We start from the raw sequence: 24,046 nt of genomic DNA, 5'->3' as shown, positions 1-24,046 counted from the left end.
CTTCAATCAATTCTTGGGGGAAAGGGGTGGATTACTCTTCGACAATCGCCAGGATGTCGGTTTCAGACAGGATCAGCACGTCCTGACCATCCAGCTTCTCGGTCTTCACACCGTAGCCTTCGTTGAAGATCACCTTGTCACCAACCTTGACGGCGAGGGCTTTGACGTCGCCATTATCCAGAATTCGGCCAGTCCCCACGGCAAGAACTTCACCACGGGTGGACTTCTGGGCCGCCGTACCAGTCAAGACAATGCCGCCAGCGGATTTGGCTTCAGCTTCGATGCGCTTGATGATGACGCGGTCGTGCAGTGGACGAATTTTCATCGATAACTCTCCCAAAATGAGTCTCTGTGTTGCTTTGAGGAATGGCCATTCCTGGCCAAATTAGATATGTCTCCGATGTGGGGTACGTTTGTTAACCCTTCAAGGGCAAATACAAAAAAAATATTTTCACGTACTATGAAGGTCTTTGATGGATCGCCCGAGTCCCGGTCAGGAAACCGGTTTGTGCTGCCAGCAGCCAGAACTCCGCCAGATGTACAGAGACCAGCCCGTGACCCGACCCAATCCCCTGCTGACAGCCCCCATGACGTCCGTACTGCTGCGCATGACGGGTCCCATGATCCTCGGCATCGTCGCCATCCTCGCCTTCAACCTGGTCGATACCTTCTTCATCGGCATGCTGGGCACCCAGGCGTTGGCCGCCATCAGCTTCACCTTTCCGGTCACCTTCGTGGTCACCTCGCTGGCCATGGGGCTGGGGGCCGGCCTCTCCGCCGTGATGGGGCATGCCCTCGGCCAGGGCAAGCATGAAGAGGCCGCCCGCATCACCACCGACAACCTGTTCCTGGCGGTGCTGCTGGTCACCCTCATCGCCGTGGCGGGGGCGCTCACCATACACCCGCTGTTCAGGCTGCTCGGCGCCAGCGATGCGCTGATCGCCCTCATCTACGACTACATGCTGATCTGGTATCTGACCGTCCCCATGCTGGTGCTGCCCATGGTGGGCAATGCCGCCATCCGGGCCACCGGCGATACCAAGACCCCGAGCCTGGTGATGACGGTGGCCGGGCTGGTCAACGGCGTGCTGGATCCCCTGCTCATCTTCGGCATAGGCCCCTTTCCCGAGTGGGGGATCCGCGGCGCCGCCATCGCCACCTCCCTCTCCTGGCTGATGGCCATGCTGGTCAGCCTCTATATATTGCGCCACCGCGAGGGCCTGCTGCGCTGGCGCCTCTCCCCGCGCCCGCAGCTGCTGGCCCACTGGCGCGCCCTACTGCACGTGGCCGTGCCTGCCTCCTTCACCAACATGCTCAACCCGCTGGCCAATGCGGTGCTGATGACCATCTTCGCCGGACTGGGCACCGAAGTGGTGGCCGCCTACGGCGCCGCCTCGAGAGTCGAGGCCCTGCTGCTCATCGTGATGATGGCGCTCTCCTCGGTGCTGGCTCCCTTCATCTCGCAAAACTGCGGCGCCGGCAACCCGGCCCGCGCCAAGGCGGCGCTGCAGCTCTGCATGCGCTTCGCCCTGCTGTTCCAGCTGGCGGTCTATGCGCTGACCTGGCTGCTGGCCCCCTTCATCGCCGATCTGTTCAGCGATCACCCGCAGGTGGTGCGCCTCATCGTGCTCTATCTGCACCTGGTGCCCATCGGTTATGGCTTTCAGGGCATGGTGATGCTGCTGGCATCCGCCTTGAATGGCGTGAGGGCATCCAGCATCTCTTTTCTGTTCAACGGCTTGCGATTGTTTGTCTTCTTGCTGCCAGGAGCCTGGCTGGGGGCAAAACTGGGGGGAGAACAGGGGATCTATCTGGGGATCCTGCTGGCGAACCTGGCGGCGGGCACTCTGGCCTGGTGGTATGCCCGCCACCGCTTCGAGCAGTTGTGCCATCAGGGCAAGCCCTGATGGCCCGGGATTGAGCGCAGCACTTACTCCTTGCGCTCGAACTCCCCTTCGATGGTGGTACCGGCGCGCGGGGATTGACCCGGCTGGTCACTGCCAGGCACCTCGTCGAACGGCTGCTGACGGCTTTGAAAACCGCCCATCTGCATTCTGAACTGGTTGCTGCCGATCAGCTTGTCGGCCAGCTTGTTGCGCAGCCAGGGTTGCAGCAACAGGATGCCGAAGAAGTCGGTCACGAAGCCCGGAATGATCAGCAGCAGACCGGCCAGCGCCAGCATCATGCCCCCCATCACCTCACGTCCAGGCATCTCCCCCTGCTGCATCTTCTGCTGCGCGTTGAACAGGGTCTTGATCCCTTCGCTGCGCACCAGAGAGGAGCCCAGCACCGCCGTCAGAATGAGCAGGCCGACGGTCGGCAAGGCGCCGATCACGGAGCCCACCTCGATCATCACGGTGAGCTCGAGCACCACCAGACCGACCAACAATAGAAACAACTTGCCCATAACAACCTCAGTGCGGGTGAATGTGAATGAACCGCCGGCAGACCAGACAGCCGTCGATGCCGCTGCCAACCCACCATGATATCGGTTCCTGTTGATTAAAATGGGGGTCAGCGCGCACTTTTCAAGTGCGGAGGGTGACGCAGCGCCGGATCCGCAGAAAAACCGGCTTGCCGGACTGTGATTGAAGTCATTGTTCTGTCAAAGTTAATCGGTCGATTGCAATATCTGTTTAATGACCACAAGTTATTTGAGGTTGTCTCAAATTTAGTGATCCAGGTCTAATATCAGATACCTCAATTGGGGTAATATCGACGCCAGTAATGAAGGAGGCAAAAAAGGCCTCCAACCGCCCCACTCGATGTGTGGTGCTTCAGGATGAACCGTGCGTAAGGAACTCGCGACCACTCGGTGAGGATCGTTTCCATTTATCTGATTTCTGAGGCATTACAATGAGCGACATCAAGAACGTCCGCATTGAAGAAGACCTGCTGGGCACCAAAGAAGTTTCCAACGACATGTACTACGGCGTACACACCCTGCGCGCCGTCGAGAACTTCAAGATCAGCTCTCAGAAGATTTCTGACGTTCCGGAATTCGTCCGCGGCATGGTGCTGACCAAAAAAGCCGCCGCGCTGGCAAACGGCGAGCTGGGCACCATCCGTCCTGAAATTGCAGACAAGATCGTGGAAGCCTGCGACCTGATGCTGAACACCGGCAAATGCTTCGACCAGTTCCCGGTCGACGTTTACCAGGGCGGCGCCGGCACCTCCGTCAACATGAACACCAACGAAGTACTGGCCAACATCGCCCTCGAGCTGATGGGTCTGGAAAAAGGCCGCTACGACGTCATCAACCCCAATGACCATGTCAACAAGTGCCAGTCCACCAACGACGCCTACCCCACCGGTTTCCGCGTCGCCGTGGTGAACAGCACCGACACCACCCTGTTTGCCCTGGAAGCGCTGATCGCCGCCTTCGATGCCAAGGCTGCCGAGTTCAAGAACATCCTGAAGATGGGTCGTACCCAGCTGCAGGACGCGGTACCCATGACCCTGGGTCAGGAGTTCCACGCCTTCGCCGTCACCCTGCGTGAAGAGATCAAGTCCATCAAGCGTTGCCAGGAGCTGCTGCTGGAAGTGAACCTGGGCGCCACCGCCATCGGTACCGGTCTGAACACCCCGCCCGAGTACTCCGCCCTGGCCATCAAACGCCTGGCCGAGATCACCGGTCGCGCCTATGTGCCTGCTGAAGATCTGATCGAAGCGACCTCCGACTGCGGCGCCTACGTGATGCTGCACGGCGCCATCAAGCGCATGGCGATGAAGCTCTCCAAGATCTGTAACGACCTGCGTCTGCTCTCCTCCGGCCCGCGCACCGCACTCAAAGAGATCAACCTGCCGGAAATGCAGGCTGGCTCCTCCATCATGCCGGCCAAGGTCAACCCGGTCATTCCGGAAGTGGTCAACCAGTCCTGCTTCAAGGTATTTGGCAACGACGTCACCATCACCTTCGCCGCCGAAGCCGGTCAGCTGCAGCTGAACGTCATGGAGCCGGTGATCGGTCAGGCGATGTTCGAATCCCTGAGCCTGATGGAAAAGGCCTGCATCTCCCTGCGCGAGAAGTGCGTGGAAGGCATCACCGCCAACCCGGAAATCTGCATGAACCACGTGCTGAACTCCATCGGTATCGTGACCTACCTGAACCCCTTCATCGGCCACCACGAGGGCGACATCGTCGGCAAGATCTGTGCACAGACCGGCAAGAACGTCCGTGAAGTCGTGCTGGAACGCGGCCTGCTGACCGCCGAACAGCTGGACGAAATCCTCTCCATCGAGAACCTGATGAACCCGCAATACAAAGCCAAGCGTTACACCCGCGAAGCCACCGTATAAGCGAGCAAATGGGCCGGGATCATCCCGGCCCATAGAGTCAGTTCCCGATAGGTCTTGCCCAGCCCCATCGGGAATTGGCTTTTCTGCCAAATAAAACCTAAAAAAACTGGAAAATGGAGTGTTCACTATGATTGGAATCGAGTTGCTCGTCGTGCTCGCCGCTATCTATCTGGGGGCCCGGATAGGCAGCATCGGCATCGGCTTTGCCGGTGGTTTGGGGGTACTGGTACTGACCTGGGGCCTCGGGGTGCAGATCCCGAGCGATCAGCTGGTCACCTACATCCCCTGGGACGTGATCATGATCATCGCGTCCGTCATCTGCGCCATCGCCTGCATGCAGCTGGCCGGCGGGATGGACTACCTGGTGCACCTGGCCGAAAAAGCCCTGCGCAAGAACCCCAAATACATCACCTTCGCCGCCCCTGTGGTCACCTACCTGATGACCATGCTGGCCGGTACCGGTCACACCGCCTTCTCCACCCTGCCGGTGATCGCCGAAGTGGCCAAGGAGCAGGGCATCCGCCCGTCCCGTCCGCTCTCCATCGCGGTCGTCGCCTCCCAGATCGCCATCACTGCCTCGCCCATCTCCGCAGCCGTGGTCGCCTTCTCCGGCATGCTGGAGCCGTTCGGTGTTGACTACTTGACCCTGCTGGCCATCTGCATCCCCTCCACCTTCATCGCCTGCATCCTCGGCGCCTTCGTCGCCAACATGCTGGGCAAGCCGCTGGACCAGGATGAAGTCTACCTGGAGCGCAAGGCCAAGGGGCAGATCAAGCTGCGTGGTACCACCCAGCTCGAGATCAAACCCTACGCCAAGCTGTCGGTCTGGATCTTCATCGCCGCCATCGTGGCCGTGATGGCCTATGCCACTGCCATCTCCGGTAAAGTGGGCCTCATCACCAACCCGCCGATCCCCCGTGACGGCGCCATCATGGGCATCATGCTGGCCGCGGCCACCATCATGACTCTGGTGTGCAAGCTGGACGTGACCCAGGTCACCAACATGCCCACCTTCAAGTCCGGCATGTCCGCCTGTATCTGCGTACTGGGTGTGGCCTGGCTCGGCAACGTCTTCGTGAAGGGCAACATGGATACCATCCAGCTCATCGCCGGCGACCTGCTGAACCAGTACTCCTGGCTGCTGGCCGTGGTGCTGTTCTTCGCCGCCATGCTGCTCTACTCACAAGGCGCCACCACCAAGGCCCTGATGCCGGCCGCCCTGGCACTGGGTGTCAGCCCGCTGACCGCCATCGCCTCCTTCGCCGCCGTGAGCGCCCTGTTCGTGCTGCCCACCTACCCGACCCTGCTGGCCGCAGTCGAGATGGACGACACCGGCTCCACCCGCATCGGCAAGGCCGTGTTCAACCACCCCTTCTTCGTACCGGGTGTGGCCACCATCGCCATCGCCGTAGCGCTCGGCTTCTTCTTCGGTGGCATGATGCTCTAAACAGCATTTAATTCCACAAATGTTCAAACGGCCCTCTCTGGGCCGTTTTTTATGCCTGCCTTTCTGGTCAAACCATTAATTAATCCTTGTCCGCTTCAGTTTCTATCAAGGTTCACAGGGCTACTCTGGGCTATCGGAACAGAAACCGATCAACAGGGCCGAGCACAGGTCCGACAGTGTTTACACCAGAGGAACGAACAATGAAAAAAACAGCATTGACCATGGCCATCTCCAGCCTGCTGCTGGCCGGTGGTGCGCAAGCCGCGACCGTTTACAACCAGAACGACACCAAGCTCGACATCGGTGGTCGCGCCCAGGGCATGTACTACGGCACTGATGACAACGATTCTGAAGGCGACGCCAGCTACCTGCGTCTGCACATCGCCGGCGAAACCAAGATTGCTCCGGAAATGCAGGCCTTCGGCTTTGCCGAGTACAACCTGCCGACCTCAGGTTCCGACAATGACGAGCTGCGTTATGCCTACGCCGGCATCAAGCACGATCGCTTCGGTGCCTTCAGCTACGGTCGCCAGGACGGCCTGTTCACCAAAGCCGTGAACAACTACACCGACGTGCTGCCCGAGTGGGGCGGTGACGGCCTGGGCAAGGACACCGAAGTGTTCGGCACCGGTCGTACCAATGGCCTGGCTCAATACATCTATACCTATCAGGGCCTGACCCTGGGTGCCCAGTTCACCGGCAACAACGATCCGCAGAACGCCGATCGCTCCAACCTGACTGGCACCAACAGCACCTGGAATCCGAAGGGTTCCGCCGAAGGCTTCGCCGTGTCTGCCAACTATGACTTCGACATGGGCCTGAGCCTGGGTGCCGCCTACAACCAGGCCGGCAAGACCGACGAGCAGGCTGCCAACGCCTCCTTCGGTGGCGACAGCGACGCCAAACTGTACGGCGTGGGCGCCAAGTACGCCGTCGGCGACCTCTACCTGGCTGCCACCTACTCCCACGGTGAAGACCACATGTACGTCAGCACCTTCAACGGTTACGCCGAGAAGATGGATGGCTACGAAGCCGTGGCCCAGTATGCCTTCGGCAAGTTCAAGCCGTCCGTGGCCTACCTGCGCACCGACGTGAAGGACAACGCTCGCGGCATCGATGACACCGCCACCGAATACGTCTCCATCGGTGCCTGGTACAACTTCACCGACAACTTCAACGCCTACGTTGACTACAAGATCAACCTGCTGGACAACGTCAACGGCACCCACACCAACTCGCTGGGCAAGAACACCGACGACGTGGTCGCCGTGGCCCTGCAGTACAACTTCTAAGTCTTCCTGTAGCCTACTGTATTTTTTACCGGCCGCCTGCGGCCGGTTTTTTTATGCCCATTCAGACGTTGACCCGCGCCAGACTCGACTCGCGATGAAAGCAGTTGGCCAGCAGCAGCAAGGTGGTCACGCCCACTGTGCCCAGCACCAGCCAGGGCAACCAGGGCTGCCCCTGAGCCATGGCGTAGTCATGCAGGGCGCCGCCCCCCACATACCCCGTCATACCTCCCAGCGCCAGCCCCAGCCGGCTGAAGCCCATGTAGCTGCCGCGCGCCCCCGGCTGCGCCAGCTTGGTCATCAGGGTCTCCCGCGCCGGCTCGGCGATGACGATCCCCAGATAGAAGCAGGCCAGCAGCATAAACACGGCTGGCAGGGTGTTGGCAAAGGCCACCAGCCCGATGCCGGTGGTCATCAGCAGTACCCCGGCCATCAGCCGGCTCTCCAGCTTGAAGCGCCGCTCGCCATAGCGCGCCAGCGGATAGAGCAGCGCCAGCGAGATGGCGGTCTCCAGGGTATACATCCAGCCAACCGCCGTGGTACTGCCCGCCATCTGCTTGACCAGGATGGGGAAGATCAGCATCACCTGCACCCAGAGCGCATAGTAGCCGCTCAGGATCAGCACCAGTCGGCAGAATGCCTTGTCGGCCAGCACCTGGCCGAGACCGGCGCGGATCGGGGTCGGCCGCACCGAGAGCTTGTAGGGGGGCAGGATCAGCAGGTTGCACAGGGCGGCGCAGACAAACAGGCCGGCCCCCAGCAGACAGACGTATTCGAAATCGAAGTTGAGCAGCCAGCTGCCGAGCAGGGCCCCCACCACGGCGCCGGCGCTCTCCAGCATCATCAACAAGGAGATGTAGCGACCCCGCTCCCGCGGCCGGGTGAACTTGATCACCAGCGCCGCCCGGGGCGGGTCGAACAGGCAGCCGCCGAGCCCCGAGATGATGCAGGAGAGGATCAGCTCAAGGCCGCTCTGGGCATAGGCCAGGCTGGCAAACCCCGCCGCCCGCAGCAGCATGCCGCCCACGATGAGCGGGCGCGCCCCGAACTTGTCCGCCAGCGAGCCCCCCAGAATGCCCAGCCCCTGCTGGGTCAGCTGACGCAACCCCAGCGCCAGGCCGACCACCCCGGCCGCCCAGCCGAGCTGATCCACGAAGCGCAGGCTGATCATGGGCATCACCACGAAGAACCCCAGGATCACCAAGAGGGAATCCAACGCCAAAAACCACCGCCCCAACCGCCTCGCCCGATCCACCATGACTACCCGTCCCCTGCTGCTCTGATGACATTCATATCGATTACTGCTCGTCGCCCGAATGACGCCGTCACCAAACGGACTCAAGGTGCTGCAAGCCCCTGAGCCGGTGTGGCAATATGCCAAAGCACAACGATTGATACTGCTATTCTGGAAGGACGCCAGATATAGTGGTAGCCGACAACTGGCTATATTTCATATTGGATTATCTTATGGCTATGACCCTCGACGATCTGCAGTTGCTGCTGGATGTGGTCAATCGCGGCAGTTTCAGCAAGGCGGCGGCCGTGCGCGGCTGGTCGCAACCCATGGTGAGCCAGCGGATCGCCGTACTGGAGCAGGATCTGGGCCAGCCCCTGTTTCGCCGCCATCGGCGCGGCGCCACCCCCACCCCGGCCTGCGAGCAGTTTCTGCCCGCGGCGAGCGCGGCCCTCAGCGCATTGGAAGGGGGCCGGCTGGCCATGCAGGGGGCACCGGCCCTGCCGCGCATCCGGCTCGCCTGCCTGCCCTCCCTGACGACAGTGGTGTTCGGCCCCCTGCTGCTGGCACTGGTCGACGAAACCTTCGAGATCCGCTGCAACACGGATCACTCCGGCATCATCATGCAGGAGCTGCTGACCGGCGAGACCGACGTCGGCTTCATCCTCAAGTGTCCCGCCATCGCCGGCATCCAGCTAGAGCTGCTCTACCGCTCCCCCATCATAGCGGTGGTCTGCGCCACCCATCCGCTGGCCGGGCGGCAAGGCCTGACCCTGCAGGACATCGCCAACGAACGGCTGGCGCCCCAGCAGTGGGGCACCGGCTGCGACGAACTGATCCTGCAGCTGCGCCTGCTGCGCCAGGTGGCGAGCCCGCTGCACGCCATCCAGCCCGCCAGCGCGGCGCGGGAGCTGGCGCTGGAACACGGCTTCATCACCCTGATGCCGGCGCTCGCCATCGCCCGGGATCTGGAATTTGGCCGGCTGGTGCAGCTGGACGTGGTGGATCTGCCGCCAGATCACTGGGACGTGATGATGGCCTGGCGCAGCGGCAAGCGCCCCAACCCCGCCAAGGAGCGAGTGCTGGAGGCCGCCCGTACCCTGGCCGCCCGCTGGGCGGGAAAACCCGCATAAAAAAAGCGCCGGACAAGTCCGGCGCTCCCTATCTATTTACAGTGGTTCAGTAGCTGGCCTTGAGGGTCACCCCCGAGAAGGCGCTGTAGGCGCTCAGCTGCACGTTCCAGGTCCCCGCCTTGGGCGAGTTCAGGGTGCAGGTCTCGGCGTTGCCGCTCTTGTAGGGGCGGCAGTCATAGCTGCTGCTGGTCGGCACGCTGCCGAACTTCACATAGAGGTCCGCATCGCCGGTACCGCCGCTGCTGGCGATCACCAGCTGGCTCTTGCCGGCCGGCACGTCGATGGTGAAGTTCAGCTTGCCACCCTTGGCGGCGGAGAGACCGGTCACCGGTACCCCGTTTTGCAGCACGCTGCCAGTGGGCGGAGTGGTGCCGCCACAGGTGGCATTGACCCCGACCGTGGTAAAGGCGGCCGCCACGTCGGTCACGCTGTAACCGAGATCGGTCGCCGCCTTGGTCACGCCACAGGCGCCCTGATCGAAGGTGGTGTTGGCGCCCCAGTAGAGACGGTTGGCCAGCACGAACACTTCGAAGGCCTTGCGGGTATTCCAGCCGCTGGTGTTGGCCAGCAGGTAGAAGGCGCGGTTGTAGACACCCGAGCTGTGGTGCACGTCGATGCCGTCATAGTAGTCGCTGGCGTGGCCGATGGAGCTGCCATCCCGGGTCGGATCCTCGAAATAGCGCAGGGAGCCGTTGCCCTTGAAGATCTGGGCGCCCACCAGCCAGTCGTTGCTGCCCTTCATGTAGTTCTCGGCCGCTTCCCCCGCCATGTCGGAGAAGGCCTCGTTGATGCCGCCCGACTGGCCGGAGTAGACCAGCCCCGAGTTCTGCTCGGTGAAACCGTGGCTCACCTCGTGGGCTGCCACATCCAGGCTCACCAGCGGATAGAAAGTGGTGGCGCCGTCACCGAAGGTCATCTGGCTGCCGTCCCAGAAGGCGTTCTCGTAGTTGCGGCTGTAGTGCACCCGCATCTTCAGTTTGAAGGTCAGCGGCGCCGTGTTGTACCAGTTGCGGTACATGTCGAACACCACGTTGCCGAAGTAGTGGGCATCGTTGAGGGGCGAGTAGGCACCGTTGATCTCCTTGACCGTGTTCTCCGGGCAGGTGAACTGGTGGATGGTGCCGCCCGTGGTGGCGTGATTCATGTTGAGGGTGTCAACGTTGGCACTGGTCATGCGGCAGTTGTCATCCACCTGCAGCGGGCCGAAGTCGGAGCCGTAGAAATATTTGCCGGTCTTGATGTTGCCGCCCGGGCCGGTGGCATCCTTGTGGTTGATCCCTTCCCAGCGCTTGAGCTCGTTGCCGGTCTGGGCATCGATCATCACGAAGGGACGGCTCGGCTCTTCGCTCGCCGCGAGCCAAGAGACCAGATAGACCAGCTTGGCCTGACCCGCGTCATCCTGCATCACGAACAGCTTGACCCGCTCGTTGCTGCCCTTGGCCCCGGCCCGCGCCTTGCTGGCGGCATCGGCAGGCGACAGGGCCGCGGTCGGGCTGGCCAGATCGGCATCGATCTGGCGCAGGATCTGGCCGGAGACCTGGCTAATCTGGCCACCGAGGGACTGTTCGGCCACCAGCACCTGACCCCAGACCGGGATACCGTGCCAGGTCTGCTCATAGCGTACCCGCTGCTGGCCGTTGGGCAGCTTGACTGCCCGCACCTGGCGGAACTCGCCATCCCCGGCCAGCGCGCTGACGCCGGCGGCACCGCTCGGTGCTCCCTGAATGCCGGCAACCTGATGTACGTCAACCTGTTCTGCAGCCAAGGCTGCGCTTCCCCAGCAGGCCAATACCACGGCCAAATAGACTTTGTTCATCCGTCTTTTCCTTAAGTCGATGAAGATTACACGCCGGGTCCGTTGCCCAGCGCTCCTACACTAGTTGGCGCGATCGGAATTGCTGCCTGTCATATGTGACAGCCCAGCATGAATCCATAGCAGAATCTGCTGTTGCCTGTTTTTGGTAGCGTAAAGAGCCGAAAAAATGGCGAATAACACCAGGAAAGGCCGAACAATGACAAGGCGCCCCAATGACGGTCGGAGCCGCCCCTCCATATGGGGATAGCGCAGCCTTGATAACGGCTGAAAGTCCTTGGCTAACAAGGGGTTGATTGGCTACATTGGCGGTTCGACGGCCCATTGCGGGCCCCTGCGGCAACGGGAGGTGCGGATGTTTTCATGGCAACTGGATGACGAGCTGGCGCTGCTGTTCCTGCAGCCCGACATGGCCAGCGAACTCTTTGCCCTGTGTCGGGAGAATCGCGACTACCTGACCCAGTGGCTGCCCTGGCCCCCCTACATTCAGCAACCCGCCGACAGCGCCACCTTCATCCGCCACGCCATCGAGAAATTCGCCCGCGGCGAGGGGTTGACCACCGCCATCGAGTATCAGGGGGAGGTGGTCGGTGTCATCGGTTACAACCAGATCGACAAGGCGCTGGCCAAGGTCAGCATCGGCTACTGGCTGGCCGAGCGCTGGCAGGGCAACGGCATCATCACCCGCGCCTGCCAGGCCCTGATCCATCACGCCTTCGAGGAGATGGGGATGGAGAAGGTGGAGATCAGCGCCGCCATCGACAACGAGCCCAGCCGGGCCGTCTGCGAGCGCCTCGGCATGCAGCAGGAGGGGATCACCCGCCGTGCCGAGCGGCTGGCCGACAGAGTCGTGGATCACGTTCACTACAGTCTGCTGCGCGACGAGTGGCTTGGGCAGAGGGATCACTGATGGCACTGCCACACCTGTGCACGCCCCGCAGCCGGCTCACCGTACTGCCCCCCGAGCGGGCCGATCTGATGCTGGATTTCTATCTGCGCAACCGCGCTCACCTCACCCCCTGGGAGCCCAGCCGGGACGAGAGCTTCTATACCCTGAGCCACTGGCACGGCCGGCTGCGCGACAGCTACGGCCAGTTCTTCAACGGCAGCGGGGTGCACCTGGTAGCGCTCGAGCCGGATGGCGAGCAGGTGATCGCCACCTGCAACTTCACCAACATCCTGATGGGTGCCTTCAAGGCCTGCCACCTGGGCTACGCCATCGATCAGGCCCACCAGGGACAGGGGCTGATGCAGGAAATCGTCGGGGCCGGCATCGACTATCTGTTCCGGGAGCACGGTCTGCACCGCATCATGGCCAGCTACATGCCGGCCAATCAGCGCAGCGGCGCCCTGCTCGAGCGGCTCGGCTTCGAGCGGGAGGGGTACGCCAAAGAGTACCTGATGATCAACGGCCGCTGGGAGGATCACATCCTCACCTCCCGCCTCAATCCGGCGTGCTAGCCGGCGAGTGTCCAGCCCAAGGCGGGAAGCTGACCAGAGCGGACATAAAAAACGGGCCCGAAGTTGCCTTCGGGCCCGTTCTTCAGATGAGGTGCAGGCTTAGTTGGCCTTGGCATCGCTCACTGCGGCTTCTGCCTTGGTGGCTACGTCAGCGGCAGCCTTCTCAACGGTTGCAGTCGCTTCGGAAGCAGCCTTCTCTACGGTAGAGGTGGCTTCGCTAGCGGCTTTCTCAACAGTTGCAGCAACGTCGGCGGCCGGAGTAGCGGCCGGTGCGGCGGCTTCTTCTTTCTGACCACAAGCGGTCAACATCAGACCCAGGATACCGGCTACCAGTACTTTGTTCATGTGCATACCCTCAGAAAAATATGGAGAGATGGTCGGAACAACCATCACAGTGCGTCCTTTCACCCGGTGAAAAACCCATAGTCCGGGAGCCAAGAGGCGCGCGAAATATATCCCCATACGCGCCCAATGAAAACGAGTATCACAATGATATTTTCTCGTTGGCTGGATGAAAAGAACTACTACAGCGACAAACATTAATACAAAACACTGTAAACGGCGCAGTTTAGTACAATAAAACGCCGCAGGCCCCGTAATGGCTGGCAATAAACGGCTATTGCATTGTGCCGGCCATCACGCGCGGACTGCGCCTCAATCAGACAGGATCTGACAAGCCAGCCGCTTACCCTCGCGGGCGCTGTCGCGGGCCAGGTCCAGCAGCGCCATCACCGCCAGCGCCTCGCCGGCCGGCACCGGGTTCTCCCCTTCCCCCCGGATGGCGGCGCAGACGCCGCGATAGTAGGCGCCGTAGTCCCCCGCCTCGCCGGCCACGCTCTGCTGCTGCAGCTGACCATCGCGGATCCGGCTGAGCTGGCCGGGTTCGTTGTCCACGCCCCAGTCTGCCGCCGGTGGCCGCTTGCCGAGCTTGAGCTGCTCCTCCTGCACATCCATGCCGAACTTGATGAAGGAGCCCTCGCTGCCGTGGATGACGAAACGCGGCATGGTGGCCGACACCAGGCAACTGCCGTGCAGCACGACCCGCATCTCGCCATAGCCGAGCACCACGTGGAAGTAGTCATCCGCCAGCGCGCCGGGGCGCTGCTGGGCCAGATCCGCCTGCAGCCAGTCCGGCTGACCGAACAGCTGCAGCGACTGATCGAGGATATGGGGGCCGAGATCAAACCAGAGGCCGGAGCCCGGGCCACCCGCCTCGCGCCAGCGCTGACGCACCTCGGGACGATAGCGATCGAAGTGGGATTCGAACTGGGCTACCTGACCGAGCCCCCCCTCTGCCAGCAGGCGGCGTACGGTGAGAAAGTCCCCGTCCCAACGCCGGTTGTGGAAGATGCTGAGCAGTCGCTGCTGCTTCTGCGCCAGCTCGACCAGCGCCTTCGCCTCGGCCAGATCCAGGGCGAACGGCTTGTCGATCACCACATGCTTGCCGGCCAGCAGCGCCTCGCGGGCGATAGGGGCATGGGTGTCGTTGGGGGTGGCGATCACCACCAGATCGACCAAGGGGTCCGCCAGCACCTCGGCCAGCGAACCGACCCGGCAGCCGGGCAGATCGCTCTGCACCTTGGCGGCATCCCGGCTCACCACCCAGCCGAGGGAGAGCCCGGGCGTGCTGGTCAGAAACGGGGCGTGAAAGGTTTGGCCTGCAAAGCCGTAGCCCACCAGGGCGGCATTGATTGTGTGGCTCATCCGGTTTTCTCCACGGGTAGCTGTGTCATGAGATGCAGGCGAACCTTTGGCCTGCCAAAAGAGAAGGGGGCCCAAGGCCCCCTGAGTGTGCCCATCAGAGCACAGGATTTATTGCAAACACAAGCGCCGACCCTGGCGGGTCATCAGCACCACCAGCGGGGGCAGCAACAGCCACATGTGCAGCGCCAGCTGGTTCAGCGGGTCGTGCATCAGCGCGCCAATAAAGCCCACCAGCGCACCGGAGCCGCTCATCTGGAACAGGCCGAGCAGGGCGGCGGCGGTACCGGCGCAGTGACCGAATGGTGCCAGCGCCATGCCGGCGGCAGAGCCCAGGATCATGGCAAAGCCGATGCTGGAGAGGAACACCGGGCCCATCATGGCCAGCGGATGCGCAATGTGCATCGACAGGCTCAGGGAGATGGCGGAGAGCAGCAGCACCAGCAGGCCGATGCGCAGGGTGCGTCTTGGCCCCACCTTGGCGATGAAACGGGGCGCCAGGAAGCAGGCCAGGATGTTGAGCGCCGCGTTGGCCGCAAACCAGTAGCTGAAGCCGCTCATGTCCAGCCCCAGCCTCACCATCAGTTGCACCGGCGCCGCGGTGACATAGGCCAGGATCACCGCCATCGCCAGCATGCACAGCGTCGCGTTGAACAGGAAGCTCGGGGAGCGCAGCACCGGGCTATAGCGCGACCAGCTGATGAGCGGGCCGCCGCTGCGGGTCTCTTCCGGGCGGGTTTCCGGCATCCGCCACAGCAGCCAGCTGCCGACTACGACGGCGTATCCGGCCATAAACCAGAAGTTGGCCGACCAACCCGCCTTGGCGGTAAGCCAGCCACCGAGCAGGGGGGCCAGCGCCGGAATGAAACAGATGGCACCGTTCAGGTAGGAGATCATCTGACCGCTCTTCTTGGGGCCGTAGCTGTCACGTACCACCGAGAAGGCGGCCACCGAGGTGGCACAGGCGCCGAGGCCCTGCAGCACCCGCGCCAGCATCAGCTCGCCGAGGCTCGCGGCAAAGCCGGCACCCAGGGCGCTCAGACCGTAGAGCAGCACGCCGCCGAGGGCGATGGGCTTGCGGCCGTAGCGGTCGGCCAGCGGCCCCACCAACAGCTGCCCCAGTCCCATGCTGAACAGGAACCAGGTAATGGTGCCCTGCATCAGGGTCACCTCGGCGCCCAGCTGCTCGGCCATCTGCGGAATGGCGGGCAGGTAGATGTCGATGGCCAGCGGACTGAACAGCACCAGGAGTACAAGCAGAAGAATCAATGGCATCAGTCACCTCGTGGCATGGGGGAAATGGATTGGGGCGCGAGTCTACTGACTCACAGTAATGAATTGAAATGGTATTTAATCACTTCTGTTATTCCATTCAGGAAACATTCATTTTATCCACATCTTGCCATGACTCCGGCGAGGGTGATCCAGGACAATTGGCGCTTTTCCTGGGCGCCAGCCCCGCATAGAATGCGCAGATTATTTTTGCGGAGGTGCTCGATGAACAAGCTTGTCCTGGCAACAGGGAACCAGAAAAAGGTGAAAGAATTGGCCGCCATGCTGGCCGATATGAAGATCCAGGTGATCCCACAGAGCGAGTTTGCGGTCTCCGATGCCGACGAGACCGGCACCACCTTCGTCGAGAATGCCATCATCAAGGCCCGCCACGCCGCCCGCGTCACCGGCCTGCCGGCGGTTGCCGACGACTCCGGCCTGGAAGTGGATCTGCTGCACGGCCGCCCCGGCGTCTACTCAGCCCGTTTTGCCGGCGCCGGTGCCAGCGACAAGGAGAACATCGACAAGCTGCTGGGCGAGCTGAAAGGGGCCCCCGAGTATCTCAAGAGCGCCCGCTTCTGGTGCGTGCTGGTCTACATGCGCCACGCCGACGATCCCACCCCCATCATCTGCCAGGCGAGCTGGGAGGGGATGATCATCGACGAACCGCGCGGTCAGCACGGCTTTGGTTATGACCCTGTGTTCTTCGTCCCCGACCATGACTGCACCTCGGCCCAGATGCCGGCCGAGCTCAAGAACCAGCTCAGCCACCGCGGTCAGGCCCTGGCCAAGCTCAAAGCGGCCCTGGCGGCGGTCAACTAAAGCGCTGTCTCCCGCCGCGTTGTCATCTACAATGGGGGCCGTCGGCCCCCATTTCGTTCGCGGCGCCCCGGCCCGTTGTCATCGACGACAAGGGCAACCCGACCCCTTTTGATTGTTGAATACTGGAAACCCCATGCTGCAACTGCCGCCCCTCTCCCTCTATATCCACGTGCCCTGGTGTGTCCAGAAGTGCCCCTACTGCGACTTCAACTCCCACGCCCAGAAGGGGGAGCTGCCCCACCTCGAGTATGTGGCGGCCCTGCTGGAGGATCTGGAGCAAGACCTGCACTGGGCCCAGGGGCGCCCGCTCTCCTCCATCTTTATCGGCGGCGGCACGCCGAGCCTGCTCTCCGTGGAGGCCATGCAGGCGCTGCTGGACGGGGTGCGCGAACGCATTCCCCTGACGGCGGACTGCGAGATCACCATGGAGGCCAACCCGGGCACGGTGGAGGCGGACAAGTTCGCCGGCTTCCAGCGGGCCGGCATCAACCGCATCTCCATCGGGGTACAGAGTTTCCAGCAGGAGAAGCTGACCCGCCTCGGCCGCATCCACGGCCCCGAGGAGGCGCGCAAGGCCGCCGAACTGGCCCACGCCATCAAACTGCCCACCTTCAACCTGGATCTGATGCACGGCCTGCCGGATCAGAGCCTGGACGATGCCCTCTATGACCTGCAGCAGGCCATCGACTGCGCGCCGCCGCACCTCTCCTGGTATCAGCTCACCATAGAGCCGAACACGGCGTTCGCCTCCAAGCCGCCCAAACTGCCGGAAGATGACACTCTGTGGGACATCTACGAGCAGGGCCACGCCATGCTCACCGCCCAGGGCTATCAGCAGTACGAGATCTCGGCCTATGCCAAGGCAGGCTACCAGTGCCGCCACAACCTCAACTACTGGCGCTTCGGCGACTATCTGGGGATCGGATGCGGCGCCCACGGCAAGGTGACGGATCTCGCCAACCAGCAGATCCTGCGCACCGCCAAGGTGAAGCACCCGAAAGGCTATCTGGATCCGAGCCGTCCCTATCTGGACGAGCAGTGGCAAGTGAGTGCGGACGATCTGCCGCTCGAGTACTTCATGAACCGGTTCAGGTTGTTTGAACCGGCCCCCAAGGCGGAGTTCGAGGCCTACACCGGGCTGCCGCTGGAACGGGTAGAGACCATGCTGACCATCGCCCAGAGCAAGGAGCTTATCGAGGATCTCGGCGACAGCTGGCAGCTCACGTCCCTCGGCCATCGCTATCTCAACGTGCTGCTCGAGCTCTTTATGGACGAATGAGGTAACCGCCTTTAACCAGATGGAAAACCAGATGGAAAACAAGCGGGGCGCCATGAGCGCCCCGCTTGTTTTGGTTCCAAGAACCTGTTCACGGTCTGTCACGAGAGGCTTTCAGCAAGGTGAAGAGCAGCGCAGGAACCGGAGTGTGTAAGTACACATGAGGATTGCGAGCAGCACATGAGCCTTGATCACGGCCTCGCAGCAAGATCGTGGACAGGTGCCAAAGCAGAAACCCGCTCAGCAGCAGACGCTTACCATCTGCTGTTGGCCGGGCTCCCACCGCTTGCCGTGCTTGGCCTTGCGCTGATAACTGCCCTTGCCCTTCTTGCTCGGTTCGACCCGGGCCTGGAACAGGGGGGAGGTCACCAGTGCCTTGAGGTGGTTGTCCTGAATGATGCCGCGCTGATGTTCGCAGGCGGGTTCGGCGGTGACGGAAGTCACCTTCTTCTTGGCCATATCGGCTCCTTGATGGGATTGTCGTGTTTGCCCAGCGCCCCTGCCCCCACAGAACCGGGGCTGGCGGCGAAAAACGCGCCGATTGTGCGCCTCTCCCGGCCCGCCTGCAAGGGGGTCGGCGGGATCCTCAGGCCGGTTGATAGACGACCCGCACCAGCCCGCTCGGCAGCACGGTACTGGAAACAGGCCTCAGCGCGTCGGGCAGGGAGCCAGCAAAGAGCGGCACCCCGCGTCCCAGGGTGACCGGCACCCAGAACAGGATCAGCTCGTCCACCAGGGCCCCCTGCAGACCCTGCCTCACCAGCTCGCCGCCATCCAGGTAGAGGTGGCGGCTGCCCGCCTGCCACAGCTCGTCCAGCACCTGCGCCAGCGCCCCCTGCCGAAAGGAGACGTGCTCACGGGGAGCGGCGGGTCTGTGGGTCAATACCACCACCGGCTTGTCACCATAGAACCATTCGGGAAAGGCGCTCACAGTGTCATAGGTGTTGCGCCCCATCAGCAGGGTATCAGCGCTCGCCATCAGCGCGCTGTAGCCGGTCTCTTCCTGGGAGTCGCCGTTGTAGGGTTCAAGCCAGGCCAGATCGCCCCCCTCCCCGGCAATGAAGCCATCGAGGGAGAGGGCGAGAAAGGCGGATACCCGGGGCCGGCGCAGCTCAGTGCTCATGATCGTGGTGCTCGTGGCGGGAGGGAGCGCCGGATTCCAGCGTCTCGAGGATGGCGCAGTGCTCCGCCGAGCGCGGGCCACCGCAGCAGATGTTGGAGAGCTCCCGCAGGTTGTCGCGAAAACGGGTCAGTTCGACGATCTTCTGCTCCACCTGTTCGAGCTTGGTGTCAGCCACCGCCTTCACCTCCTGGCAGGTGACCTTGGCCTTGTTGGTGTCGAGATCCAACAGCTCACCGATGTCGGCCAGCGAGAACCCTACCGACTTGGCGCGGATGATGAACTCCAGTCGCCGCTTGTCCTGCTCGCCATAGAGGCGATAGCCGGACTCGTTGCGAATGCCCGGCGAGATGAGACCGTTTTTCTCGTAAAAGCGCAGAGTATCCGCCTTCACCCCGCACGCCTTGGCCAGCTCCCCGATCCGATACATGCCTTTCTCCCTCCCAAATGAGTCAAGAACCACAACCGGCACCCACTATCGCCCCTTTGCCGGACGATTGCCAGTCGGCAGCGGGAAAGAGGATGCGGCCACCCTTTTGCCATCAAGACACTGAAAAGACAAACGTTTCACAAAAAACCACCAGAAAACGTTTAACACCGCACCAGACAAGGCTTTGTCACTTTAAAAAATCCACCACGGGTCACATTTTTTGTGTAGAATACGCGCCCACAAGAGAGCGACGCGTCAAGCGGGTATTTCCTAAAACGCTTTTGCCTGGCGGCAGGTTTCAGGCGAGAGCGGTTTGCGAAATCCCCCACTTCCATTTATTTGGGGACTCTCTGTGTTGAGCCTCGCCTCCCATGGAACGGTCCCCGTTATGCTGAGGACGATAGTGTGATGGAACAAGCTCGACCCATTCGCCGTGCACTGCTGAGTGTGTCTGACAAGACTGGCATCGTGGAATTTGCCAAGGCACTCAACGAGCGCGGCGTGGCCCTGCTCTCCACCGGTGGTACCGCCAAGCTGCTGGCCGAGGCGGGTCTGCCGGTGACCGAGGTCTCCGACTACACCGGATTCCCCGAGATGATGGACGGCCGGGTCAAGACCCTGCATCCCAAGGTCCACGGCGGCATTCTCGGCCGTCGCGAGCAAGACGACGCCATCATGGCTCAGCACCACATCTCCCCCATCGACATGGTCGTGGTCAACCTCTATCCCTTCGCTGCCACCGTGGCCAAGCCCGATTGCACCCTGGCCGATGCGGTCGAGAACATCGACATCGGCGGGCCGACCATGGTTCGCTCCGCCGCCAAGAACCACAAAGATGTGGCCATCGTGGTCAAGGCTGCCGACTATGACCGCGTCATCCGCGAGATGGATGGCAACGGCAACAGCCTGAAACTGGCCACCCGCTTCGATCTGGCCATCGCCGCCTTCGAACACACCGCAGCCTACGACGGCATGATCGCCAACTACTTCGGCACTATGGTTCCCTCTTACGGTGACAACAAGGAAGGTGACGAGGAGTCCTGCTTCCCGCGCACCTTCAACAGCCAGTTCATCAAGAAGCAGGACATGCGCTACGGCGAGAACAGCCACCAGGCCGCCGCCTTCTATGCCGAAGAGCAGGCCGCACCGGGCTCGGTGGCAAGCGCCATCCAGCTGCAGGGCAAGGCCCTCTCCTACAACAACATCGCCGACACAGACGCGGCGCTGGAGTGCGTCAAGGAGTTCGACCAGCCGGCCTGCGTCATCGTCAAGCACGCCAACCCGTGCGGCGTGGCCATCGGCAGCGACCTGCTGAGCGCCTACGAGCGCGCCTGGCAAACCGACCCCACCTCCGCCTTTGGCGGCATCATCGCCTTCAACCGTGAACTGGATGGCGCCACCGCCAAGGCCATCGTCGAGCGTCAGTTCGTCGAGGTGATCATCGCCCCCACCGTGAGCCAGGAGGCTCGCGACGCGGTCGCCGCCAAGCAGAACGTGCGGCTGCTCGAGTGCGGCCAATGGACCGCGCCGGCACAAGGCTTTGACTTCAAGCGCGTCAACGGCGGCCTGCTGGTGCAGGAGCGCGACCTTGGCATGGTGACCCTGGGGGATCTGACCGTGGTCAGCAAGCGCCAGCCCACCGAGGCCGAACTGAACGACCTGCTGTTCTGCTGGAAAGTGGCCAAGTTCGTCAAATCCAACGCCATCGTCTATGCCAAAGACGGCCAGACCATCGGCGTCGGCGCCGGCCAGATGAGCCGCGTCTACTCGGCCAAGATTGCCGGCATCAAGGCCGAGGATGAAGGGCTGACCGTGGCGGGCTCCGTCATGGCCTCCGACGCCTTCTTCCCGTTCCGCGATGGCATCGACGCCGCGGCCGCCGCCGGCATCTCCTGCGTCATCCAGCCCGGTGGCTCGATGCGCGATCAGGAGGTGATCGACGCCGCCGACGAACACGGCATGTGCATGCTGTTCACCAACATGCGCCACTTCCGTCACTGATGGATCAGGGCCGCCGCCGGCGGCCCTTTTGTTGTCTCTTTTCACCTGGCTATTTTCACCGGCGCAGGCCCCAGGCCCGCCCGTGACCACGAATAGAAGCGAGCGATACGATGAAAGTACTGATCATTGGCAACGGCGGCCGTGAACACGCCCTGGCCTGGAAGGCCAAGCAATCTCCCCTGGTGACCCGGGTCTTCGTCGCCCCCGGCAATGCCGGCACCGCCCACGAAGGGAGCATCGAGAACGTGGCCATCTCGGCTACCGACATCCCGGCCCTGCTGGCGTTTGCCAAGGAGCAGCGCATCGGTCTGACCATCGTCGGGCCGGAAGCACCGCTGGTGAAAGGGGTGGTCGATGCGTTCCGCGCCGAGGGGCTGGCCATCTTCGGCCCGACCGCCGCCGCCGCCCAGCTGGAGGGCTCCAAGGCCTTTGCCAAGGATTTTCTGGCCCGTCACGCCATCCCGACCGCCGAGTACCAGAACTTCACCGAGGTGGAGCCGGCCCTGGCCTACCTGCGCGAGAAGGGCGCGCCCATCGTCATCAAGGCTGACGGCCTGGCCGCCGGCAAGGGGGTCATCGTTGCCATGACCCTGAGCGAGGCCGAAGAGGCGGTGCGCGACATGCTCTCCGGCAACGCCTTTGGTGACGCCGGGGCCCGGGTGGTGATCGAGGAGTTCCTCGAGGGGGAAGAGGCGAGCTTCATCGTCATGGTGGACGGAGAGCACGTGCTGCCGATGGCCACCAGTCAGGACCACAAGCGGGTGGGCGATGGCGATACCGGCCTCAACACCGGCGGCATGGGGGCTTACTCCCCCGCCCCCGTGGTCACCGACGAGGTGCATCGCAAGGTGATGGAGCGGGTGATCATGCCGACGGTGCGTGGCATGGCAGCCGAAGGCAACGTCTACACCGGTTTCCTCTACGCCGGTCTGATGATCGATGGCCAGGGTAACCCCAAGGTGATCGAGTTCAACTGCCGCTTCGGCGATCCCGAAACCCAGCCCATCATGCTGCGCATGCGCTCCGATCTGGTGGAGCTCTGCCTGGCGGCCTGTGCCGGCAAGCTGGATCAGGTCGAGGCCATCTATGACACCCGCGTCGCCATTGGCGTGGTGCTGGCCGCCGGCGGTTATCCCGGCGACTACCAGCAGGGCAAGCCCATCAGCGGCCTGCCGGTGGAAGAGGCAAGCGGCGAGAAGGTATTCCACGCCGGCTCCCGCATGGAAGGCGATACCGTGGTCACCGCCGGGGGGCGCGTACTGTGTGCCACGGCCCTCGGCCACACGGTCGCCGAGGCGCAGCAGCGGGCCTATCAGCTAGCAGGGCGCATCAAGTGGGACGGCGTCTTCTACCGCAACGACATCGGCTGGCGCGCCATCGAGCGTGAACAGCAGCAGTAATGAACAGGGCCCGCAAGGGCCCTCTCTTTAGCTTGCCCTCGGCCAGCCTGGCAGCATGGTCCATATGGCATGGTTCGATTGGCTCAACATCCTCCTTGCATCTCCCCCCTCCCTGTTACCCTTTGTGACAAAAAACAGCAATATTCACAAACAGTTCACGTACTGTCATGGCATCATGCCTGTAATGAATCCAGATAAGGGTTCATAAGAAGCCACATAGAATCGATAAGCATGTCGTTTAAATAAGGAAATCCCATGTTGAAAACTGTACGCCCCCTGTTGCTGCCCCTGATGTTTGGCCTGATGACCCTGCCCGCCATGGCCGGTGAGCTGGAGCAGCCGATGAAGAAGATCGGCTTCAACTACAAGCAGGCGGTCAAGGCCGAGGATGCCGCCACCATGGAGAAGTACATCAACGAGATGAAGGCGCAGTTCGACATCGCCAAGCAGAAGAACATGCCGGCCGCCAAGAAAGAGAAGTTCCTGGAAGGCATGAACGAAGTGCAGACCGAACTGGACGCCAGCCTGGCGGCTCTCAAGGCGGGTGACGAAGCCAAGGCGCGCGAGCACCTGGCCAAGGTCAACGACCTGAAGAAGGAGTACCACAAATATGCCAAACAAAAAGGCTGATCCCTTCCATTGGGATAGTCTGGTCCGCCTCACCCACTGGGGTGTGGCGGCCATCTGTATCGGCAACCTCTGGCTCAACGAGGCGGGCGAGGAGTGGCACGAGCGGCTGGGTTACCTGGCCATCGCCCTGATCAGCCTGCGCCTGGCGTGGGGGCTCTCGTTTGCCAGGGGTCATGCCCGGTTGCGAGCCCTCATCCCAAGCCGGGAAGATTTTCGCCAGCAAGCGGTGGAGCTGCGCGAGCGCACGCCACCGGCTCCCGGCCACCACGGCAGCGGCAAGCTGGCGATATGGACGCTCTGGCTGCTGATCCTGGCCACCGCCGGCACCGGCTGGTTCCAGAATACCGAGATGGGGTTCGAACTGGGAGCTGACGACTGGCATGTCTGGTGCACCTGGGCCCTGCAGGGGATGATAGCGCTGCACCTGCTGGCCATCCTGTTCACCTCCTGGCGCCAGCGCAGCAATCTGGTGAGGCGCATGTTGCCCGCCCGACGCCCGGGCGCCCCCAAGCAGGCCCCCATCCAGCAGGATCAGGGCTCCTGACCCTGTTTGAGGCGAAATGCCAGAAAGCAAAAAGGCCGCTCATGATGAGCGGCCTTTTTATGGAATTTGGTGGCCCCTGCCCGACTTGAACGGGCGACCAATCGATTATGAGTCGACTGCTCTAACCAACTGAGCTAAGGGGCCGAAATGTGCTTTTGCGGCGTGGATTATAGG

The 24,046-nt window shown here is 62.4% G+C and carries 23 protein-coding genes and 1 tRNA gene; 13 read left to right on the top strand and 11 right to left on the bottom strand.

The genetic code is table 11. The annotated features are described in order from the left end of the window. Nucleotides 1-31: 31 nt before the first annotated feature. Nucleotides 32-325 (bottom strand): co-chaperone GroES, encoded by a 294-nt coding sequence (locus BN1143_RS14950; protein WP_005309514.1) that lies wholly within the window; start codon nucleotides 323-325, stop codon nucleotides 32-34. 181 nt (nucleotides 326-506) lie between these two features. Between BN1143_RS14950 and BN1143_RS14945 the strand changes: the two genes are divergently transcribed. Continuing rightward, on the top strand, nucleotides 507-1,907 hold the full coding sequence (locus BN1143_RS14945; protein WP_019839813.1) for an MATE family efflux transporter: 1,401 nt from the start codon (nucleotides 507-509) through the stop codon (nucleotides 1,905-1,907). 23 nt (nucleotides 1,908-1,930) lie between these two features. Here BN1143_RS14945 and BN1143_RS14940 read toward each other — a convergent pair whose 3' ends face one another. Next, nucleotides 1,931-2,407: an FxsA family protein gene (locus BN1143_RS14940; RefSeq protein ID WP_042051174.1), complete on the bottom strand. Its 477-nt coding sequence runs from the start codon at nucleotides 2,405-2,407 to the stop codon at nucleotides 1,931-1,933. A gap of 449 nt (nucleotides 2,408-2,856) precedes the next feature. Here BN1143_RS14940 and aspA point away from each other — a divergent pair, with 449 nt between their 5' ends. From aspA to BN1143_RS14925, 3 genes are all read left to right on the top strand, one after another. After that, on the top strand, nucleotides 2,857-4,299 hold the full coding sequence (aspA, locus tag BN1143_RS14935; protein ID WP_005309505.1) for an aspartate ammonia-lyase: 1,443 nt from the start codon (nucleotides 2,857-2,859) through the stop codon (nucleotides 4,297-4,299). Nucleotides 4,300-4,426: 127 nt separating this feature from the next. After that, nucleotides 4,427-5,746: an anaerobic C4-dicarboxylate transporter gene (locus BN1143_RS14930; RefSeq protein ID WP_005309503.1), complete on the top strand. Its 1,320-nt coding sequence runs from the start codon at nucleotides 4,427-4,429 to the stop codon at nucleotides 5,744-5,746. 200 nt (nucleotides 5,747-5,946) lie between these two features. Next, entirely contained in the window at nucleotides 5,947-7,038 is a 1,092-nt protein-coding gene (locus BN1143_RS14925) for a porin (protein ID WP_042051172.1), read from the top strand. A 61-nt stretch (nucleotides 7,039-7,099) separates the two neighbouring features. On the opposite strand, the gene mdtH is transcribed toward BN1143_RS14925, so the two are convergent. Further along, nucleotides 7,100-8,293 (bottom strand): multidrug efflux MFS transporter MdtH, encoded by a 1,194-nt coding sequence (gene mdtH, locus BN1143_RS14920; protein ID WP_005309498.1) that lies wholly within the window; start codon nucleotides 8,291-8,293, stop codon nucleotides 7,100-7,102. A gap of 209 nt (nucleotides 8,294-8,502) precedes the next feature. On the opposite strand from mdtH, the gene BN1143_RS14915 reads away from it, so the two are divergent. Then, nucleotides 8,503-9,402 carry a LysR family transcriptional regulator gene (locus tag BN1143_RS14915; protein ID WP_042051170.1) on the top strand — a complete coding sequence of 300 codons (900 nt, stop codon included), beginning with the start codon at nucleotides 8,503-8,505 and terminating at the stop codon, nucleotides 9,400-9,402. Between the two features lie 46 nt (nucleotides 9,403-9,448). Here the strand turns inward: BN1143_RS14915 and BN1143_RS14910 are convergent, their stop codons facing one another. Beyond that, nucleotides 9,449-11,218: a M4 family metallopeptidase gene (locus BN1143_RS14910; RefSeq protein WP_042051169.1), complete on the bottom strand. Its 1,770-nt coding sequence runs from the start codon at nucleotides 11,216-11,218 to the stop codon at nucleotides 9,449-9,451. A gap of 352 nt (nucleotides 11,219-11,570) precedes the next feature. On the opposite strand from BN1143_RS14910, the gene BN1143_RS14905 reads away from it, so the two are divergent. Continuing rightward, on the top strand, nucleotides 11,571-12,125 hold the full coding sequence (locus BN1143_RS14905) for a GNAT family N-acetyltransferase (protein ID WP_017764725.1): 555 nt from the start codon (nucleotides 11,571-11,573) through the stop codon (nucleotides 12,123-12,125). Continuing rightward, nucleotides 12,125-12,676, top strand: a complete 552-nt coding sequence (gene rimJ, locus BN1143_RS14900; RefSeq protein ID WP_042051167.1) for a ribosomal protein S5-alanine N-acetyltransferase — start codon at nucleotides 12,125-12,127, stop codon at nucleotides 12,674-12,676. The genes BN1143_RS14905 and rimJ overlap by 1 nt, the downstream gene beginning before the upstream one ends. Nucleotides 12,677-12,775: 99 nt before the next feature. On the opposite strand, the gene BN1143_RS14895 is transcribed toward rimJ, so the two are convergent. From BN1143_RS14895 to BN1143_RS14885, 3 genes are all read right to left on the bottom strand, one after another. Next, on the bottom strand, nucleotides 12,776-13,021 hold the full coding sequence (locus BN1143_RS14895; protein WP_005309486.1) for a hypothetical protein: 246 nt from the start codon (nucleotides 13,019-13,021) through the stop codon (nucleotides 12,776-12,778). A 309-nt stretch (nucleotides 13,022-13,330) separates the two neighbouring features. Continuing rightward, nucleotides 13,331-14,380, bottom strand: coding sequence for an oxidoreductase (locus BN1143_RS14890; protein ID WP_042051166.1), 1,050 nt, complete (start codon nucleotides 14,378-14,380; stop codon nucleotides 13,331-13,333). 108 nt (nucleotides 14,381-14,488) lie between these two features. After that, nucleotides 14,489-15,652 carry a multidrug effflux MFS transporter gene (locus BN1143_RS14885; protein WP_005309481.1) on the bottom strand — a complete coding sequence of 388 codons (1,164 nt, stop codon included), beginning with the start codon at nucleotides 15,650-15,652 and terminating at the stop codon, nucleotides 14,489-14,491. Nucleotides 15,653-15,874: 222 nt separating this feature from the next. Here BN1143_RS14885 and rdgB point away from each other — a divergent pair, with 222 nt between their 5' ends. Beyond that, nucleotides 15,875-16,471 (top strand): RdgB/HAM1 family non-canonical purine NTP pyrophosphatase, encoded by a 597-nt coding sequence (gene rdgB / locus BN1143_RS14880; RefSeq protein ID WP_005309479.1) that lies wholly within the window; start codon nucleotides 15,875-15,877, stop codon nucleotides 16,469-16,471. A gap of 133 nt (nucleotides 16,472-16,604) precedes the next feature. After that, complete coding sequence (hemW, locus tag BN1143_RS14875) at nucleotides 16,605-17,750, top strand: radical SAM family heme chaperone HemW (protein ID WP_042051165.1); 1,146 nt, start codon at nucleotides 16,605-16,607, stop codon at nucleotides 17,748-17,750. A gap of 237 nt (nucleotides 17,751-17,987) precedes the next feature. On the opposite strand, the gene BN1143_RS14870 is transcribed toward hemW, so the two are convergent. The 3 genes from BN1143_RS14870 to zntR form a co-directional block, all read right to left on the bottom strand. After that, nucleotides 17,988-18,206, bottom strand: a complete 219-nt coding sequence (locus tag BN1143_RS14870) for an alternative ribosome-rescue factor A (protein ID WP_005309473.1) — start codon at nucleotides 18,204-18,206, stop codon at nucleotides 17,988-17,990. Nucleotides 18,207-18,333: 127 nt separating this feature from the next. Further along, nucleotides 18,334-18,870: a dihydrofolate reductase family protein gene (locus BN1143_RS14865; protein ID WP_042051164.1), complete on the bottom strand. Its 537-nt coding sequence runs from the start codon at nucleotides 18,868-18,870 to the stop codon at nucleotides 18,334-18,336. Continuing rightward, nucleotides 18,860-19,297 (bottom strand): Zn(2+)-responsive transcriptional regulator, encoded by a 438-nt coding sequence (gene zntR / locus BN1143_RS14860; RefSeq protein ID WP_005309469.1) that lies wholly within the window; start codon nucleotides 19,295-19,297, stop codon nucleotides 18,860-18,862. The genes BN1143_RS14865 and zntR overlap by 11 nt, the downstream gene beginning before the upstream one ends. A gap of 408 nt (nucleotides 19,298-19,705) precedes the next feature. Here zntR and purH point away from each other — a divergent pair, with 408 nt between their 5' ends. From purH to BN1143_RS14840, 4 genes are all read left to right on the top strand, one after another. Beyond that, entirely contained in the window at nucleotides 19,706-21,298 is a 1,593-nt protein-coding gene (gene purH / locus BN1143_RS14855) for a bifunctional phosphoribosylaminoimidazolecarboxamide formyltransferase/IMP cyclohydrolase (protein ID WP_019839822.1), read from the top strand. A gap of 110 nt (nucleotides 21,299-21,408) precedes the next feature. Next, complete coding sequence (gene purD / locus BN1143_RS14850) at nucleotides 21,409-22,698, top strand: phosphoribosylamine--glycine ligase (RefSeq protein ID WP_024941404.1); 1,290 nt, start codon at nucleotides 21,409-21,411, stop codon at nucleotides 22,696-22,698. 255 nt (nucleotides 22,699-22,953) lie between these two features. Continuing rightward, nucleotides 22,954-23,328 (top strand): cytochrome b562, encoded by a 375-nt coding sequence (locus tag BN1143_RS14845; RefSeq protein ID WP_005309462.1) that lies wholly within the window; start codon nucleotides 22,954-22,956, stop codon nucleotides 23,326-23,328. Further along, a complete protein-coding gene (locus BN1143_RS14840) occupies nucleotides 23,309-23,872 on the top strand; it encodes a cytochrome b/b6 domain-containing protein (protein ID WP_005309460.1) in 564 nt (187 codons plus the stop codon). Before BN1143_RS14845 ends, BN1143_RS14840 begins: the two co-directional genes overlap by 20 nt. A gap of 67 nt (nucleotides 23,873-23,939) precedes the next feature. Here BN1143_RS14840 and BN1143_RS14835 read toward each other — a convergent pair. Continuing rightward, nucleotides 23,940-24,016: transfer RNA gene (locus BN1143_RS14835), tRNA-Ile, on the bottom strand. Nucleotides 24,017-24,046: the final 30 nt, after the last annotated feature.

It is taken from the genome of Aeromonas dhakensis (assembly GCF_000820305.1).
In the GTDB taxonomy this organism is placed as follows: Bacteria; Pseudomonadota; Gammaproteobacteria; order Enterobacterales; family Aeromonadaceae; genus Aeromonas; species Aeromonas dhakensis.
This window is presented reverse-complemented; position numbering and strand designations above follow the sequence as displayed.

Bases quoted from the DNA above. Each gene is read 5' to 3' on its own strand.
- BN1143_RS14950 (WP_005309514.1), bottom strand. From the start codon at position 325: ATGAAAATTCGTCCACTGCACGACCGCGTCATCATCAAGCGCATCGAA.
- BN1143_RS14940 (WP_042051174.1), bottom strand. From the start codon at position 2,407: ATGGGCAAGTTGTTTCTATTGTTGGTCGGTCTGGTGGTGCTCGAGCTC.
- aspA (WP_005309505.1), top strand. From the start codon at position 2,857: ATGAGCGACATCAAGAACGTCCGCATTGAAGAAGACCTGCTGGGCACC.
- BN1143_RS14930 (WP_005309503.1), top strand. From the start codon at position 4,427: ATGATTGGAATCGAGTTGCTCGTCGTGCTCGCCGCTATCTATCTGGGG.
- BN1143_RS14925 (WP_042051172.1), top strand. From the start codon at position 5,947: ATGAAAAAAACAGCATTGACCATGGCCATCTCCAGCCTGCTGCTGGCC.
- mdtH (WP_005309498.1), bottom strand. From the start codon at position 8,293: ATGGTGGATCGGGCGAGGCGGTTGGGGCGGTGGTTTTTGGCGTTGGAT.
- BN1143_RS14915 (WP_042051170.1), top strand. From the start codon at position 8,503: ATGGCTATGACCCTCGACGATCTGCAGTTGCTGCTGGATGTGGTCAAT.
- BN1143_RS14910 (WP_042051169.1), bottom strand. From the start codon at position 11,218: ATGAACAAAGTCTATTTGGCCGTGGTATTGGCCTGCTGGGGAAGCGCA.
- BN1143_RS14905 (WP_017764725.1), top strand. From the start codon at position 11,571: ATGTTTTCATGGCAACTGGATGACGAGCTGGCGCTGCTGTTCCTGCAG.
- rimJ (WP_042051167.1), top strand. From the start codon at position 12,125: ATGGCACTGCCACACCTGTGCACGCCCCGCAGCCGGCTCACCGTACTG.
- BN1143_RS14895 (WP_005309486.1), bottom strand. From the start codon at position 13,021: ATGAACAAAGTACTGGTAGCCGGTATCCTGGGTCTGATGTTGACCGCT.
- BN1143_RS14890 (WP_042051166.1), bottom strand. From the start codon at position 14,380: ATGAGCCACACAATCAATGCCGCCCTGGTGGGCTACGGCTTTGCAGGC.
- BN1143_RS14885 (WP_005309481.1), bottom strand. From the start codon at position 15,652: ATGCCATTGATTCTTCTGCTTGTACTCCTGGTGCTGTTCAGTCCGCTG.
- rdgB (WP_005309479.1), top strand. From the start codon at position 15,875: ATGAACAAGCTTGTCCTGGCAACAGGGAACCAGAAAAAGGTGAAAGAA.
- hemW (WP_042051165.1), top strand. From the start codon at position 16,605: ATGCTGCAACTGCCGCCCCTCTCCCTCTATATCCACGTGCCCTGGTGT.
- BN1143_RS14870 (WP_005309473.1), bottom strand. From the start codon at position 18,206: ATGGCCAAGAAGAAGGTGACTTCCGTCACCGCCGAACCCGCCTGCGAA.
- BN1143_RS14865 (WP_042051164.1), bottom strand. From the start codon at position 18,870: ATGAGCACTGAGCTGCGCCGGCCCCGGGTATCCGCCTTTCTCGCCCTC.
- zntR (WP_005309469.1), bottom strand. From the start codon at position 19,297: ATGTATCGGATCGGGGAGCTGGCCAAGGCGTGCGGGGTGAAGGCGGAT.
- purH (WP_019839822.1), top strand. From the start codon at position 19,706: ATGGAACAAGCTCGACCCATTCGCCGTGCACTGCTGAGTGTGTCTGAC.
- purD (WP_024941404.1), top strand. From the start codon at position 21,409: ATGAAAGTACTGATCATTGGCAACGGCGGCCGTGAACACGCCCTGGCC.
- BN1143_RS14845 (WP_005309462.1), top strand. From the start codon at position 22,954: ATGTTGAAAACTGTACGCCCCCTGTTGCTGCCCCTGATGTTTGGCCTG.
- BN1143_RS14840 (WP_005309460.1), top strand. From the start codon at position 23,309: ATGCCAAACAAAAAGGCTGATCCCTTCCATTGGGATAGTCTGGTCCGC.